Source organism: Marinobacter sp. tcs-11 (assembly GCF_002049515.1).
GTDB lineage: Bacteria > Pseudomonadota > Gammaproteobacteria > Pseudomonadales > Oleiphilaceae > Marinobacter > Marinobacter nauticus.
The window spans coordinates 11,507-28,358 of sequence record NZ_LLYU01000026.1; the positions used below are offsets into that span (position 1 = coordinate 11,507).

7 protein-coding genes are annotated in these 16,852 nt (G+C 52.7%); all 7 read left to right on the forward strand.

The window, feature by feature from the left end:
- Positions 1 to 6 precede the first annotated feature (6 nt).
- On the forward strand, positions 7 to 6,273 hold the full coding sequence (locus tag ARC85_RS17970; protein WP_286715678.1) for a DEAD/DEAH box helicase: 6,267 nt from the start codon (positions 7 to 9) through the stop codon (positions 6,271 to 6,273).
- A 15-nt stretch (positions 6,274 to 6,288) separates the two neighbouring features.
- On the forward strand, positions 6,289 to 7,029 hold the full coding sequence (locus ARC85_RS17975) for an ASCH domain-containing protein (RefSeq protein ID WP_286715680.1): 741 nt from the start codon (positions 6,289 to 6,291) through the stop codon (positions 7,027 to 7,029).
- Positions 7,030 to 7,146: 117 nt separating this feature from the next.
- Entirely contained in the window at positions 7,147 to 8,631 is a 1,485-nt protein-coding gene (locus ARC85_RS17980) for a sigma-54 interaction domain-containing protein (protein ID WP_286715681.1), read from the forward strand.
- A gap of 45 nt (positions 8,632 to 8,676) precedes the next feature.
- Positions 8,677 to 12,063: a DEAD/DEAH box helicase family protein gene (locus ARC85_RS17985; protein ID WP_286715682.1), complete on the forward strand. Its 3,387-nt coding sequence runs from the start codon at positions 8,677 to 8,679 to the stop codon at positions 12,061 to 12,063.
- A 2-nt stretch (positions 12,064 to 12,065) separates the two neighbouring features.
- Entirely contained in the window at positions 12,066 to 13,979 is a 1,914-nt protein-coding gene (gene rmuC, locus ARC85_RS17990; protein ID WP_286715684.1) for a DNA recombination protein RmuC, read from the forward strand.
- Positions 13,980 to 15,584, forward strand: a complete 1,605-nt coding sequence (locus tag ARC85_RS17995) for a type I restriction-modification system subunit M (protein ID WP_286715686.1) — start codon at positions 13,980 to 13,982, stop codon at positions 15,582 to 15,584. It abuts the gene before it with no gap.
- A complete protein-coding gene (locus ARC85_RS18000; protein ID WP_286715688.1) occupies positions 15,581 to 16,711 on the forward strand; it encodes a restriction endonuclease subunit S in 1,131 nt (376 codons plus the stop codon). The genes ARC85_RS17995 and ARC85_RS18000 overlap by 4 nt, the downstream gene beginning before the upstream one ends.
- Positions 16,712 to 16,852: the final 141 nt, after the last annotated feature.

The following is a 16,852-nucleotide window of genomic DNA, read 5'->3' on the forward strand; positions in this document are numbered from 1 at the left end:
ATCAAAATGAGTGGTTATTTCAAGGATCTTATTAACCAATCACTAGAGCGTACCCGGGAGTCCACGCTCAGCATCTTGGGCTTGGGTGACCCCGTATTGCGAGCCCATTTGGCAAAGCAAATGAGCAACCGATTGGGCGAGGAGGGCTGTTTTCTCGCGCCACCGGTCTTCGAGCACACGTTTGGGTGGGAGCCGGGCAATATTACCTTTAAGGCCCTTGAGGGCGAACTGCTCAGCAGTGAAGTCATCTCTGCTTTGGCCAATGCGCCCAACGAAAACTATCGGTTCGACCCGAATATAAAGCCTTACACGCACCAGTTGACTGCCTGGCGAACCTTGCTCGCTGCAAAGCCACAGTCTGCAGTAATCACCACTGGGACCGGGTCAGGCAAAACCGAGTGCTTCATGATCCCGATCTTGCAGGATCTCGTCAGTGAATATCAGCAGACAAAGAGACCACTGCAAGGCGTGCGAGCGCTGTTTCTCTACCCTCTAAACGCATTGATCAATTCGCAGCGGGAACGTCTCGATGCCTGGACACGGCCGTTCGATCAGAACATCAGGTTCTGTCTTTACAACGGCAACACTAAAGAATCTAGAGCCTCTGTTCGGAAAGAACAGAAAGAGGCACCCAATCAAATCCTCTCACGGGAGGAGCTGAGGGAGCATCCGTCGCCTATTCTAATGACCAACGCGACAATGCTTGAGTATATGCTCGTCCGTCAGGTGGATGATCCGATCATTCAGAAGTCCCGGGAAGCGCAGTCTCTTCGCTGGATTGTCCTCGACGAAGCCCACACCTACATCGGATCTCAAGCTGCTGAGCTTTCTCTACTGCTTCGCCGTGTAGTCGAAGCCTTCGGCCGCGAAGCCTCAGATATCCGGTTTGTCGCCACATCTGCGACCATCGCTGATGAGAAGGCTGAAGAACGATTGAGAGAATACCTTGCGGGTCTGGCTGGTGTTCCTTTGCACCAGGTTGTAGTGATTGGTGGTCAGCGTCAGGTTCCGGAAATCCAGTTTGACGGCGATGACAACGGCATGTCACTGACACAGTTGAAGTCAATCGAAGTGGGAAGCACAACCGCGCCCAAGAGATTCGACGCCCTTTGCAAATCCAGAACGGCACAGCTGATCCGGAATACGGTAGTCAACTCACCAAAGCCGGTCAGCCTAAACGATCTGATCGGCTCTGTGGGGCCTCTGTTGGTAAGTAAGGACGCTGTTGAGCAACAGCAGGAGCTGTTGGAATGGTTGGATCTGCTGACCGATACCAAGCCGTCGGATAAACAGGAGCCTTTCCTCAAATTACGGGCCCACTTGTTTCAACGCATGCTTCATGGACTCTGGAGCTGCGTAAACCCAGGGTGCTCTGCAAAATCCGGAGATCTGAAAGACTGGCCATTTGGCCAGGTGTATGTTCAGCAGCGCGGGAAGTGTGACTGTGGTTCGCCCGTGTACGAAGCCGGTTTTTGTGACGACTGCAAAACACCTCACCTGACAGCTGAGCATGCCCATCCGTACTTGCGTCAGGCCAGCCCTTATGTCAGTGATGAGTTCTCACTGCAGGAGGATGACTCAGATGACAGCGGCATTTCGGAAAGAGCTGGAAGCTCATTAAAAGGGCGCGCCGTCATTGCGCCCACGCCCCATGAAGGCTTCGTTTCTGAAGATCTGGATCTGGACACAGCAGAGCTTGGAAAGCTGGATGCCGAAAACAGCATTACGATTTCACAGGCCGATGAACGTGATGCGATCTGCGTGAACTGTGGTAGCGCTGGAAAAACAGCAGGGGGATTTCTGCGCAAGTCGTATCTAGGGGCGCCTTTCTACGTCAGCAACGCAGTGCCAACAGTTTTGGAGTTTTGTCCCGATCCATCTCGTGAAGATTGTGACGGGGCCTCTCCGGAATCCCTGCCAGGTCGTGGTCGTAAGCTGATCACCTTTACCGATAGCCGCCAGGGCACCGCTCGCATGGCGGTGCGCATGCAGCAGGAGGCGGAGCGATCGCGCCTAAGAGGGCTAGTATTTCAGATACTGAGAAATAAGCAGGCAAAGGCTGACGCCGGCCCTAAAAATGCTCCGACGGCTAGCTATGAAGAATTAGTACAGCAAGCAGAGCAGCTTGAGAAAATGGGTCTGCACGCTGCTGCTTCGGGGGTAAGGTCTGAAGCTGAGAAACTCAATAGTGGGGGGAGTTCAGAGGACCGTTTGGAGGTTCCCTGGCCTGAACTGGTCGAGGATCTAGCCGCCACGAACGACCTCAAATACTCAATTCTGGATTACAACCGCTACGCCAACCCACAGTTGTTCAAAGGCAATGAGGGCAGTTATTCAATGGCGCGGGTTCTCCTCTTGCGAGAATACGCTCGCCGGCCCAAAAACCAGAACAGCACGGAAACGCTGGGTCTCGTGGCTGTTGGCTACAAAGGCCTGGAGCAGGTCACCAACACGCCAGACTTCTGGATAGAAACTCAGGCTCCCTCCGCTGATGGAAAAGGCGAATCCCGGTTAACCCTGCAAGACTGGAAAGATTTTCTGAAAGTCGCGTTGGACTTTCACGTGCGGGAAAACACCTTTCTGCGCTTTGGTGAGACGGAGCGTTCCTGGATGGGGGCACGGTTTGCGCCGAAAGAGCTATACGCTCCGGGCAGCGATGTCAGCGGTACCAGAGACAAGGCGTGGCCTCAGCATCAAAAGGGCTCGCAGTCCCGATTGGTCAAGGTGCTTTCTCTCGGCACAGGTTTGACTGCTGACTTAGAGTCGAATCGTAACAAGCTGAACGGATGGCTCAGGGCCGCGTGGCAAGCTTTGGTGAAAGCACAGATCCTGCAAACGCAGGGTGGGGGGTATGCGCTTACCCGCGAAACGCTGACCTTTTCTCTGCCCAAATCGGCTTGGGTATGCCCGGTCACAAACCGACTCATCGACACTACGTTCCGGGGGCTGACTCCCTACTTGCCCAACAAGGCCAAAGTAGAGATGTATCGGTGCACAAGAGTTGAGATGCCCGAATTCACCTCGCTAGCCCCGGAAGGGGAGGCGGAAGGTGTGCTTCGGGCAATCCGAAAACGCATTTCGGAAAATGACGTTATTGCGGCACTTCGTGAGCAAAACCTCTGGACGGACATTTCAGACCGTACGGCCGAGGGCGGCTTTTACTACCGAACCGCCGAACACTCGGCCCAGCAAGCTGCCGAGCGCCTGCAGAAATACGAGGACGACTTCAAAAAAGGCAAAATCAACGTTCTCAATTGTTCCACCACCATGGAAATGGGCGTCGATATTGGCGGTATTTCGGCGGTGGTCATGAACAACGTACCACCCCACCCAGCCAATTATCTGCAGCGAGCGGGTCGGGCTGGCCGGCGCAGTGAGCCGAGAGCCGTCGCCTACACGCTGTGTAAACCTGATCCGCACAATACCCGGGCCTTCCAGAATCCTCAGTGGCCCTGGGTAACGGCCATTCCCGCGCCGGTGATTACCCTCAGCGCTGCGCCGCTAGTTCAACGCCACGTCAACTCATTTTTGCTGGCGAACTTCCTGAAGTCCGAAACGGACAGTGAGGATGATCGCACCCGATTAAATGTTCATTGGTTCTTCGGCGGTAATCCCTCGGTGTGTGAAAGATTTGTCGATTGGCTGGATACACTGGCCGCCGGATCAGCAGAAAACAACGTGGTGAAAGGAGTTGGCCGGATCACTCGAGAAAATACCGCGTTATCCGCCACATCCTTTGCCGTGTTGGCAGCCGACTGTAAAGAAGCGATCCAACGATTGTCATCATCCTGGCGGGAAGAATACCGTCGCCTCAACGAACGGCATCGCGAAGCGTCGGATGACGCATACAAAAAAGCGTTGGAACTCGAGAAAAAACGCCACGAAGAGGAGTACTTACTGCGCGACCTGGCGGCCCGCGCTTTCCTGCCGGGGTATGGCTTTCCCACAGACGTAGTGAACCTCAATACCTACAACGTCGAAGATTTCATCAATAGGACCGCCCGCAAACAGGAGAAGTCCCGCGAGGACAACATCTTTACTTACAAAGAAAAACCATCAAGGGGCCTACCGATCGCCATCCGCGAATATGCTCCTGGAGCCCAGGTTGTCATTGATGGCCGTGTATACCGCTCTGCCGGTGTGACCTTGTATTCCTATTACGACAGCGCGCAGGGTGGGGCACAAAAGTTCGATTTGGCCTGGAGTTGTCAGACATGCGGTGCACATGGCTACCGAGAGTATGCCTATGTGAACAGTGATGAGCTGTCATGCACACAGTGCTCCCACATGATTAACCCGAAATACGTCAAACGGGTCCTCAGACCGGCTGGCTTCACCACGGATTTCTACGATTCGACGAGTAACGACGTTACTTCTCAGAAATTCATTCCCGTTGAAAAGCCCCGGATCAGCGTAGATGAGAATGTGATTTCACTGCCTGACGAACGCTGCGGTTTCATCCGATTCGGCGACAAAGGGCATGTCTTCCATCACTCGGGTGGAGAAAATGGAACCGGATATGCGGTATGTATGAGCTGCGGGCGCGCAGATTCCATGTCTGCCAATCACGAGAAGCCGAAAGACCTTCAGCCTGACAAGTTTCACCGGCCCATTGGAGGAAATGCGGGTAGCCACAAAGAGAAAGATTGTTCGGGCGAGCAGGTTATGGCCGGTACCTACCTTGGGTACCAGGCTCAAACTGATGTCCTGGAACTCATACTCAAGAGTCCGATTACCGGTGAATGGATACCGGCCTCAGAAGACGGCCGGGTCATTGCCACAACCCTGGCAGTCGCGCTGAGGGATACCATTGCAGACCAGCTCGGCATTGCGACCACTGAAATGGGCTTCGGGGTCCGGCAAGACAAAGACCTCGATACAGGAGCAACCCGTTACGTCATCCAGGTATACGACGACGTTGCCGGTGGCGCGGGCTTTGTTCTGACGGGATTAGAGAATCTGGCAGAACTCATCGAAAAGATGCTCAAAAAGCTTGAATGCCCGGCCAACTGCGACAATGTCTGTGCGGCCTGCCTTGCCAGCAAAGACAGCCGGGTGGAATTCGACGAGCTGAACCGTAGGGCGGCACTGGAATGGGTCGCTCACAGCGGTATCAGAGACCATCTTTGTTTACCTGAACCTTTCGCTTCTGTTCCCGGCGCAGCCTACTGGCCGTATGATCCTGAGCGATTTGTCCGGCATTGGATTAACAAAGGTGCGAAAGCTGTCTCATTGCGTCTAAAAGGAGACCCCAGCGAATGGGATCTCGGCAACCCTGATTTTCGACGGAAACTCATGGGATGGCGTGCTATTGATGGCTTGCGAGTAACTCTGATCTTGCCGAAGGGCACCACGTTGAGTGAGGAGATCAAACAGGAGCTCGCCAATCTCGGCCGATTTGGTATCGACGTCTCAGAAACAGACGAGGATCACCCAAATCCAGATATAAGAATGCCGCTTCAGTTCGAGCTTGAAAAGGATGGGCTCGTTACTCTGATCACCAACAGCACAAACGCCCAGAGTCCCGGTGAAAACTGGCTGACTGGCGATGATCAGGCCTTGTGGGTCTGTTCACATCAGGAGCCTGTTTTCTCGGCTAGCAGCTTGGATATGGCAGGTTGGTCGGCTCAGCCTAGCGGCGCCGCTGTGGTAGAACTGACCACTGAACTGAACGGCTCAATTCAGGATTTGGCCCGAAACTTCTGGAGCGTACTCAAGCAAAAGGCTCCGAGTTATACGGAAGCCATTGATCAAGACAAGATTGTTTCGCTTCAGTACGAGGATCGCTATCTCAAGTCTCCCTGGGCGGTAGTAATGCTCGCCAACATCCTGAAAGCTGTGGAGATAGGCGATGAAACATCATTGTCTGTTATCACCATGCCTGGCGATGGCCGTCGGGATAGTCGAATGGCGTGGGACGATTGGGTAAACGCCGAAACGCAGCGCGTCGTCTCGGGTGCGTTTCTTAGGGCCGCTCTAGGGGCCAAACAGGTAGACTTTCAAGTCAATAATGATAGGCGTGAACTTACCCACCGTCGGATACTTAGCATTGGATTGGCCTCGGGGCGTACGATCAAGTTGGCTTTCGATCAGGGCATGGGCTACTGGGAAATGAAAGCCTTCCGCCACGATCTGAAATATTTCAATTTTGATCTTGGCCTTGAAGCACAAGTACAAAGAATGTTGGAGCTTGATAAGGATGGTCGGTTAGTCAATGCCGGTGGCTGGGCTACGGATATTGCGATTTACGAAGACAGTAGTATGGATCATTAACGAAAGGACTCATCTATGACGAACGATGCACATGAACGAGAGCAGGACCCGGCGGATGTCGGGGTTGATGTTAGCCGTGGACTAATTATTGATCAGCCGTGGATAGGAAAAATTCTCAGGGGAGAGAAAACCTGGGAAATGCGAAGCACCCGAACATCAATACGAGGCCCTATTGCCCTCATTGAAAAGGGTAGCGGTACTGTTGTCGGCGTGGCTTCAATCTTGAGCTCCTTGGGTCCTATGTCTCTTCAAGACATCTCTAACAACAAGTTAAAACACAGGGTCGGCCCAGAGATCTACACGCAGCACGACTACAAGTGGAATCATGCCTGGGTGTTAGGGGAGGTTAGGCCTCTCTCCCATCCAGTAAAATACCGTCATAAGGCGGGGGCAGTAATCTGGGTGGAATTAGATGCCACGGCCAGGGAGGCCCTTCAGAAAGCGTTTATAGGAGCTGGTCCCAGCCGGAGCAAAGCGGTTTCTGACTCAATTTCAGCAAGGGTTCAAGTAAGCACTGAGAAGCAGGTACCCTATGCGAGGGATGGCAGTTCGTTTTGCAGAGATAGCTGCAACAGAAACGGATATTTTACCGTGGGCGAAAAAGGATCAGAGCAACGCTTTGCCGATTATTTTGCTGCACTTGAGTATCTAGAGCGGATGCCAACCGCAAAATGGCGGAGGCCGAACCCTAAAGGTAACTGGGGGATCGTAAGTGCCATAGGCTGGAAAGATTCTGTAGGCCTTGACCAGCAATGATGGCGGGAAAAAACAGAGTAGAATGAAACAGTTAGAACATGCAACAGACACTAATTCTGTTGGCCGCTATGATGGGTAGTTTGTAACTGACTAATAAGTTCATGGATGGCGAAATACGTGCATAAGACCCTGATAAGCTGGATTGGAGGCAATGACTTAAAGGCTGCGGCTTCTGACCAACAAGTCCCATCGGGGCCTATCCGTTCGACGCTTAAAAATATCGATGTCGACGCGGTTCAATTGCTCTTTTCCTATCCCAGCTCAGAGGTGGAGCCATACCTTTCTTGGCTGAAGAGCGAAGTTGATATTCCCATCCACGCCACCGAAGCCAAACTCAGTTCTCCAGTCAATTTTGGTGAGATCTATCTTACAGTCGAGCCTCACCTGAAACGGCTTTCGGCCGCAGAAACCGAGTTGTCGATTTTGCTGAGTCCAGGCACCCCTGCCATGCAGGCCGTTTGGATACTTCTGGGCAAAACCAGATACCCAGCTATTTTTTACCAATCCTCATTGGAAAGGGGAGTTGAGAAGGTAGAGATACCTTTTGAGCTAGCCGCAGAGTTTGTTCCTCCGGTTTCCGAAATTTCAGATGCGAAGTTCCGTGCGCTGGCTGATTCCAGGGTACCTATCAATGCCGCGTTCGATAATATTGTCACCCAGAACCCGGGGATGCTCTTGCTAAAACAGCAAGCGCAGGTACTAGCGGAGCGCAACGCGCCAGTCCTGATCTATGGAGAGACAGGCACAGGAAAAGAGTTGTTTGCCCGAGCCATACATAATGCCAGTCCGCGTCGTGAGAAACCCTTCATCGCATTGAACTGCGGAGCCATTCCGGAAGAGTTGATTGATTCAACGCTCTTTGGCCATAAAAAGGGCGCCTTTACCGGTGCGGTTGCGGATCGGCCTGGTGTGTTCCAGCAGGCAGATGGGGGCACTTTATTTCTCGATGAGTTCGGGGAGCTGTCCCCCCAGTCACAGGTTCGGCTGCTTCGTGTGCTGCAGCAAGGCCGACTGGTCCCGGTCGGCGGTGACAAAGAACTGACTGTAGATGTGCGCATCATTACAGCGACACACCGAAACCTTTTAGAAGAGGTCGCAGATGGCCATTTCCGGGAGGACCTTTTCTACCGTGCTGCCGTTGGCGTTTTGCACCTACCACCCCTTCGCAACCGTGAAGGTGACCTTTCGTTACTTGCAGATATGTTACTCAAAGCTCAAGGTGAGCAGGATTCAGTATTTGCCAGTAAGAATCTTTCTTCCGATGCAAAAAAAATTATCCTCCAGCATCCGTGGCGTGGGAATGTCCGGGAGCTCCAATCAACTCTGGTAAGGGCAGCGCTCTGGAGCGCTGGGGTGAACATAACCGGCGCCGAATTACAGCAGGCACTGTTCACAATGCCAGAGCGTGAGCCCGAGCTGCTAAACCATGATGTGAGTCAAGGTGTTGATCTAAATGATTTAATGGGAGAGCTCGCGGCGCATTATATCCAGAATGCGATGGCTCACACCGGGCAGAACAAAACGAAGGCGGCCAAACTTCTTGGCTTGAAAAGCCAGCAAACCTTAAGCAACTGGATCGAAAAATACGGAATCGAACAATAATGGCATGGTCCTCGCATTGGGATCAGCATGAGCAGAGTATCTTTTATGAAATCGGTCAATTTTGAGTTTCTTCGGCCAAAGTACGACGTCCTGGCAAATCTTGGTGGTTTGGCAGAGGCCGTTCTTCACGTCGACCCCGGCAGCGCCCTTACAAGGCTGCGCAGCTTTGCCGAGGAGATGACCAAGACCATCTACAAAGAAGAGTCTCTGCCGAGATTGCCTCAGTCCAGCTTCTATGAGTTGGTTAAAAATCCGGTATTCGCTGATTGTGTCGATAAGTCATTGATCCATCAGATCAACTTTCTTCGTGTTCAAGGCAATGATTCCGCACATGGTGCCCAGGGAGATTTGCGAAGCGCAAAGATGGCGCTCTCAACCGCACATCAGCTGGCGGGCTACATGGCGCTCACCTATTGCGGGGAACCAAAGGAGAATCTGCCATCTCTCAAAGAAATCCCAGATCCGACCAACACCATTGTTGAGCTCAAAAAGTCGGTCTCCAGCTACAAGAGAGATATAGAAAAGCAGCAGGAAGAGCTCGATCGAGTAATGGACGAACTGGACCGTGAGCGCGCCAAGCAGGCAGAGGCGTTCAGGCCGCCAGCTGAACCTGAGCAGCAAGCCCGTAAACAGCGAAGCCAGCAGGCGGCTGACTCCCTCCAATGGAACGAAGCCAAGACCAGAGCTCAGCTGATCGACGCGATGCTGGTGAAGGCGGGATGGGACATTGGCAATCCTGCCCAGGTTGGCCAAGAAGTAGAGGTAAAGTTCCCAGATAACCCCTCAGGGAAGGGCTATGTAGACTACGTTCTCTGGGGAGACAATGGGCAGCCATTAGCGCTGGTCGAGGCCAAGAAATCTGGAACGGTTAACCTTCAGGCTGGCCGCGAGCAAGCTCGCTTGTACGCCAACTCTTTCGAGTATATGGGGTTCCAGCGCCCGGTCATCTTCTACAGCAATGGCTATGAAACCTTTATCTGGGACGACCACCAATACAACGCCTATCGCCCAGTCTATGGGTTCTACAGCAAGGAAAGTCTGGAGTACCTGATTTACCAGCGCCACTATCGCGCTGCTGAACTGGAGCGCTTCAATCCGGAGCTCAAGATTGCAGACCGTCCCTACCAGATTGAAGCCATCAAAACAGTTGCAGCACATTTCCAGAATCAACGGCGCAAGGCGCTGATCATCCAGGCAACCGGTACGGGCAAAACGCGCGTAGCCATTGCCCTCGCTGAGCTTTTGTTGCGAACTGGCTGGGCCAAGCGGGTTCTGTTCCTGTGTGACCGAAAAGAGCTGCGTGTTCAAGCTGATGATGCGTTCAAGCAAAATCTGCCGAGTGAGCCGCGCTGCATCATCGGTGAAACCCGCCAGATTGACGAATCCGCACGCATTTACATCGCCACCTATCCCGGAATGATGAACCGGTTTGCTCAGCTGGATGTGGGCTTCTTCGACCTGATCATTGCCGATGAAAGTCACCGCAGTATCTACAACAAATATCGTGATCTGTTCGATTACTACGATGCCTTGCAGGTCGGTCTTACCGCGACACCGGTCAAGTTTATCAGCCGTAACACCTTCGACATTTTTGATTGTGAAACCACAGACCCAACCTTCGAGTTTGGGCTGGATGCGGCGATCAATAACGAGCCACCCTATCTGGTGCCGTTCCGGGTAAAGGACCTGACCACCGAATTCCTTCGCGACGGTATTCATTACACCGATCTGACGCCCGAGCAACAGCAACAGCTAGAAGAGGACTTGGGCGAGGAAGAGGCCCGCAATACCAGGATTGCCGGAAAAGACATCGGTCGAAAAATCTTCAGTGAGGAAACAGATAGGGTCATCCTGGAAAACCTGATTAAAAACGGTATCAAAGATGAAACCGGGTCACTGGTTGGGAAAACGATCATCTTCGCCCAGAGGCAAGACCACGCAGAGCATCTCGAAAGGGTGTTCTGCGATATGTACCCCCAATACGGTACCAAGGTCTGCAAGGTTATCCATAACGACATTCCCCATGTGGATAGCCTGATCAAAGAATTCAAAAAACCGGATAACGATTTCCGAATTGCCATCTCCGTCGACATGCTCGATACCGGCATTGATGTGCCTGAGATCGTTAACCTGGTCTTTGCCAAGCCGGTTAAATCCTGGGTGAAGTTCTGGCAGATGATTGGCCGCGGCACACGCTTGCGTCCAAACCTGTTTGGTCCCGGACAGGACAAAACCGAGTTCCTGATCTTTGATCACTACGGCAACTTTGATTTCTTCGAAGAGGAATACAAAGAGCCGGAAGACACCGGCAGCAAGTCACTCCTCCAAGCCACCTTCGAGGAACGATTGGCCCTCGCACAAGCGGCCCTGAAGCAGAATCATGCCGCCGGTTACGATGTTGGTGTACGCCTGCTCAAGGAAGACATCAATGACCTGCCGGATGAAAGTATTGCCGTTCGCCGTAACCTGCGAGTGGTTCATCAGCTCCAGCAGACGGATCTGTTGGACAAACTGGATGCTAGAACGCAGCACCTTCTGGCCGAAACCATAGCCCCGCTTATGTCCAGCCGGGTACTTCGGGATAAACACGCCACAGCGCTCGACAAACTCATGGCAGAGATTGAGCGCTGCCTGGTGGAAAAGGCGAGCTGTTTCCAAGATGGCAAAACGGCGCTCATAGCCGAAGTCGAGAGGCTAGCAGTCAATATCCAGGCCGTTCGTCAGAAAGACAAAGTAATCGAAGAAGTAAAAAGTGCCTCATTCTGGGCGGATCCCAGTATCGCAAAGCTGGAAAATGCCCGGTTGGAGTTGCGTGGCATTATGAAGTATCGGAAGTCTCAGGTTTATCCTGGTGCCGGTACGCAAACTACGAAAACCAAGGATGGGGAGGTCTGGATCAGTGAGCGCGAGGTCTACATCACCGGCGCAAACGAAGCCATGATCTACCGCCGGCGCTTGAAGGGTATTCTCGATAAGATGCTCGCAAACAATCCGATTCTTCAGAAAATCCATAATGGCGAAACAATCGCCGAGTCTGATCTCAAATCGCTGACATCCACAATCCTAACCACGAACCCCGGGGTCAGCCTAGATGTACTGAATCAGTTTTACGGACGCACGGCTGACCAGTTGGATGTCACGGTCAGAGAAATCATTGGTCTTGATCCCCAGGCAGTCGAGGAACACTTCAAACAGTTCCTTCATGCGCACCCGACGCTAACTGCTCAGCAGGTACGGTTTATGAACCTGCTGAAAAACTACATCGCCCAACATGGCTCCATCGTCGTCGAAACCCTTTACGATGCGCCGTTTACCTCAGTCTCCCACGAAGGAATCGACGGTGTTTTCAAACCGGATGATGTGGGCGAGTTGATCACCGTACTGAAACCTTTCCTGAAACCAGAAACACCAGCCACAGAGCTACAGGGATAACGATGCAGAATATCCAATGGACCACAGAACTGATCGTGATGGCCAGCCTGATTGGCGCTGTGTTGGCAGGGTTGGGCTTTTTGCTGGCATCTGTGCTGCAAGGCCGTAAGTCTACCCGGCTTGCTACGCAACTGGAGCAACTTCAGGAGGACCTGGAGCAAGCGAAGGCACGTGACGAAGCTGCCCAGACTGCCATCAAAGAGCTCGAAGCCTCTGTGCATGAAAAGGATCTGGCAGAAAGCCGCTTGCAAGCGCTGCTGGCCGGCGCCCAATCCAACGAGCAACGGCTTACCGGCGAGCTCCAGAGCCAAAAAGATGAGCTCTCGGCTGCGCATGCGAGGCTGGAAGAATCGCGCCAGCGCCTTCACGAGACAGAGAAACAGCTGGAAAACGCTCAGGCAGATAACCGTGCCCATCAGGATCGAGTAGAAGAACTTCGTCAGCGACTCTCGCGCTCAGATCAGGATCTTCAGGCAGAACGGGAGCAGGTCAGTCAGCTGAAAGAAAGGCTCGCAGAAGAAGGCAAAAGGTCGCGGGCCTTCGAATCTTCAAGCTCGGATGCCAAAGAGCAACTGAAGGAAACTAAGGCAAATCTGCTGGCTCAACAGGATAAATACGCCGAGCTTCAGGAGCGCTACCAGTCCCTCAGCGGTGAACACACGGAACTCAAAACCACACTGGAGCGCAAAGAAGAGCACTTCAAAGAACAGATGCAGCAACTGGGTGAGGCCAAGCAATCCCTCACCAAAGAGTTCGAAAATGTTGCGAACAAGATCTTCGAGGAGAAAGGCAAGACCTTCACCCAAACCAGCCAGAGCAGTATAGACAGCATGCTTAAGCCCTTCCGGGAACAAATTGAAGGGTTCCAGAAGCGGGTGAATGACGTCCATGAATCTTCCGTGCGCGGCCAGACGGAGATGAACGCAAAGATTCGTGACGTTCTGGAAATCGGCATGAAGATGAGTGCAGAAGCCAACAACCTGACCTCCGCTCTGAAGGGCGACTCTCAGCAGCGAGGTGCATGGGGTGAGGTTCAGTTGCGCCGGACTCTGGAAATGAGCGGTCTGATCGAAGGCGAGCACTACGACGCTCAGGGCGAATTCAAGGACGCGGAAGGCAAGAAGAAACGCCCCGACTACCTGATCCGCCTGCCCGACAACAAACAGATCATCATCGACAGCAAGGTTTCCCTGGTTGCATACGATAAAGCGGTGGGCGCGGAAACGCCTGAGGAGTCACGCCTGGCGATGGATGAGCATGTTAAAGCGGTGAAGCGCCATATCGACGATTTGAGCAGCAAGGATTACACCAGCCTCATCGGCATGCGTAGCCCCAGCTTCGTGTTGATGTTCATGCCCATAGAGCCCGCCTACATCGAGGCCCTTAAGTACGACAAGGGGCTATTTGAATACGGCTATAGGCAGAATATCGTACTGGTCTCGCACACCACTCTGATTCCCATTCTGCGCACAGTCTCCAATCTGTGGATGATCGAGCGAAGCAACGCCGAGGCCCGGGAAATTTCCGAGAAGGCCGGGGAGATTTTCAACCAGGTCTGTGTGGTTGCTGACCGGCTGAATAAGCTAGGCGGCACACTGAAGACCGTAAGCAACCATTACAACAACACCGTTACGGCTCTGGCAGGCCAGCAGGGGCTCTATGGCAAGGTGGATCGTTTTAGCCAGCTCTCAACCAAAGTCAGCAAATCCTTGCCACAGATCGAGCCTGCCCATACAGACTTCGAGTCTGAGCGCCTTGCCCTGATTGTTGAACCGCTCGATGAGCCGGAAGAACAGGAGCAAGAAATGCTGGAAGAGCAGGGCTCTGATCAGCACCTGACCAATCAAACTGATACTCCATCTGAGGAACCGGAAAACGAGACCTCAGATGAAACATCGAATGAAGAGATCCATTAAATGCTCACAGGTCAATTACGTAACGACATCGACAAGCTCTGGGAAAAGTTTTGGACCGGGGGCATCACCAACCCTCTGACCGTCATCGAGCAGATCAGCTACCTTATGTTTGCCCGGATGCTGGACATGCAGGAAGAGATGGCAGAGCGTAAGGCGGCGCGAACTGGCAAACCCTTTGACCGGTTGTTCCCGGATACTCCGGAAGGCCAGCTCCTGCGCTGGAAGAATTTCCACCACATGAGTGGCAAAGAGCTGCACCGGCATCTGAAGCTTCATGTATATCCGTATTTCGCCAGCCTCGGCCAGCACTCAGAGGAAGAGGGACTTGGAACAGAAGGCAGCGCCGCCCAGGCACTGGGACACATCGGCGAATACATGCAGGATGCGGATCTGGAGATTAAGAACGAATCTGTACTTGTCTCAGCGGTCGAAATGGTTAACAACCTGCCGCTCACCCAGAGCGACGTAAAGGGGGATATCTACGAATACCTGCTGAGCAAACTGACCACGGCAGGTATCAATGGCCAGTTCCGCACCCCCAGACACATCATCGATGCGATGATCGAGCTGATCGACCCGCAGCCCACCGACATTATCTGCGATCCCTCCTGCGGAACAGCAGGATTCCTGGCTCGAACCATGGAGTACCTGAACAGAAAGTATTCCAGTGAAGCGGGAACCTTTACCGATGAAGAAGGCAACCTCCACTACACCGGGGACATGCTCGAACCCTACCGAGACCACATCAACAAACAGATGTTCTGGGGCTTCGACTTCGACACCACCATGCTTCGTGTGAGCAGCATGAACATGATGCTGCACGGGGTAAACGGGGCCAACATTCTCTATCAGGACAGCCTCAACAAATCCATCAAAGAGCATTACCCGGAACAGGAAGAAGACTTCTTCGACGTCATCCTCGCCAACCCGCCGTTCAAGGGCAGCCTGGACGAAACCAACACCAATCCGGATGTGCTGGGCCTGGTAAAAACCAAGAAGACCGAGCTGCTGTTCGTGGCACACATACTCCGAGGCCTGAAGCTGGGTGGCCGTGCCGCCGTGATTGTGCCGGACGGTGTTTTGTTTGGCTCATCTAAGGCCCACCAACAACTGCGCAAGGAGCTGATCGAAAACAACCAGCTGGAAGGTATCGTCAGTCTGCCCAGTGGTGTTTTCAAACCCTATGCAGGTGTGAGTACGGCGATCCTGATGTTCACAAAAGGCGGTACTACAGACCGTGTTTGGTTCTACGATCTGCTAGCCGACGGTTTCAGCCTTGATGATAAACGCACTGAGCTGAAAGGCGAGGGTAGCAATGACTTGCCGGATGCTATCGCCAGATGGAAGCAGTATCGCAAGTTGGTGGAAGCCAATGCCAGGGCGGAAGACATTGAACAAGCCTTCGGCGACAAAACTCAAAAGGCGTTTGTAGTAAGCGCCTCCGACATCGCCAGCAATAAATTCGACCTTTCCATCAACCGCTACAAGGAAGTGGTGTACGAGGAGGAGGAGTATGAAGACCCTAAGGTGATTCTAGACCGGCTCAAAGGACTGGAGAAAGAGATCTTGGCCGATCTAGATGAGTTGGAGGGGATGTTGGTATGAGTCGATTTCCTCCGCATTGGCACGTCCTCCCGTTCATCGAAGCGGTAAAAGATGTAACCGCAGGTAATCCGAAACTTCCAAAGCAGGACTACCTAAATGCAGGTACGTACCCCGTGGTTGATCAAGGGCAAAGTCTATTCGGAGGCTATACTGATGACCCCGGGATGCTGGCAAATGCGGCAACGCCAGCGATTGTGTTCGGTGATCATACGCGATTGTTCAAGTTCATAAGCGAGCCATTTTGTCTTGGCGCAGATGGCGCCAAGATTCTGGAACCTAAAGCTGACTTAGACAAGAAGTTCTTGTACCACTATCTAAGATCTCTTCGGATTGAGTCGGCGGGATACAGTAGGCACTTTAAATTTTTAAAGGAGAATGTTGTTCCGGTCCCGTCGCTGTCCGAACAAAAACGCATCGCCACCATCCTCGACAAAGCCGATGCCATTCGCCGCAAACGCCAGGAAGCCATTCAGCTCGCTGATGAATTCCTTCGGGCTGTGTTTCTGGATATGTTTGGTGATCCGGTGACAAATCCGAAGGGGTGGAGAATAGTCGAGTTGGGCAGCCTGATTGACCCTGAAGATAAACTGAATTACGGCGTGGTTCAGCCCGGAGAACATGACTCGAATGGGATTCCCCTCGTTCGTTCAGGAGATTTGGGTGACCGGCCTCCAGAGCTCTCCTCTTTGCGAAGAGTTTCAAATGCTATTGATCGAAAGCATAGAAAATCACGGCTCAAAGGTAATGAGATTTTGATTGCTTGCGTCGGTAGTATCGGCAAAGTGGGTTGGGTGAGTGACGGAATGAAGGGTTGGAATATTGCCCGAGCAGTAACCCGAATTCCCGTGCGAGAGAGTGTTAACCGAGAGTATTTATATCGCTATCTGCAGAACCCAGTCGTCCAAGGCTATTTTGCTAGAGAAACTCGGGCCGTCGCTCAACCGACATTAAACGTGGGTTTGATTGCTAAGACACCAATCGCATTACCTTCGGAAGATCTCCAACACGAGTTCCTGAAGCAATACGAAAAAATCTCTCAGCTCAAGCGTGAGCAGTCCCTGTCATTAAGAGACCAAGAGTCGTTATTCGGTTCACTAAGTCAAAATGCGTTTTCCGGCGATCTGTAAGGGCAAACCAGATGGATTTGTTTGAACCACTGAAAGTTACTCTCACTCTTCCTGAACAGTACGCTATAACGAAGAGAATGGGGGGGAATTCGGCACGGCGCCTATTGGTGCGATCGAGGTGTGTCGACGCAACATTGAAAG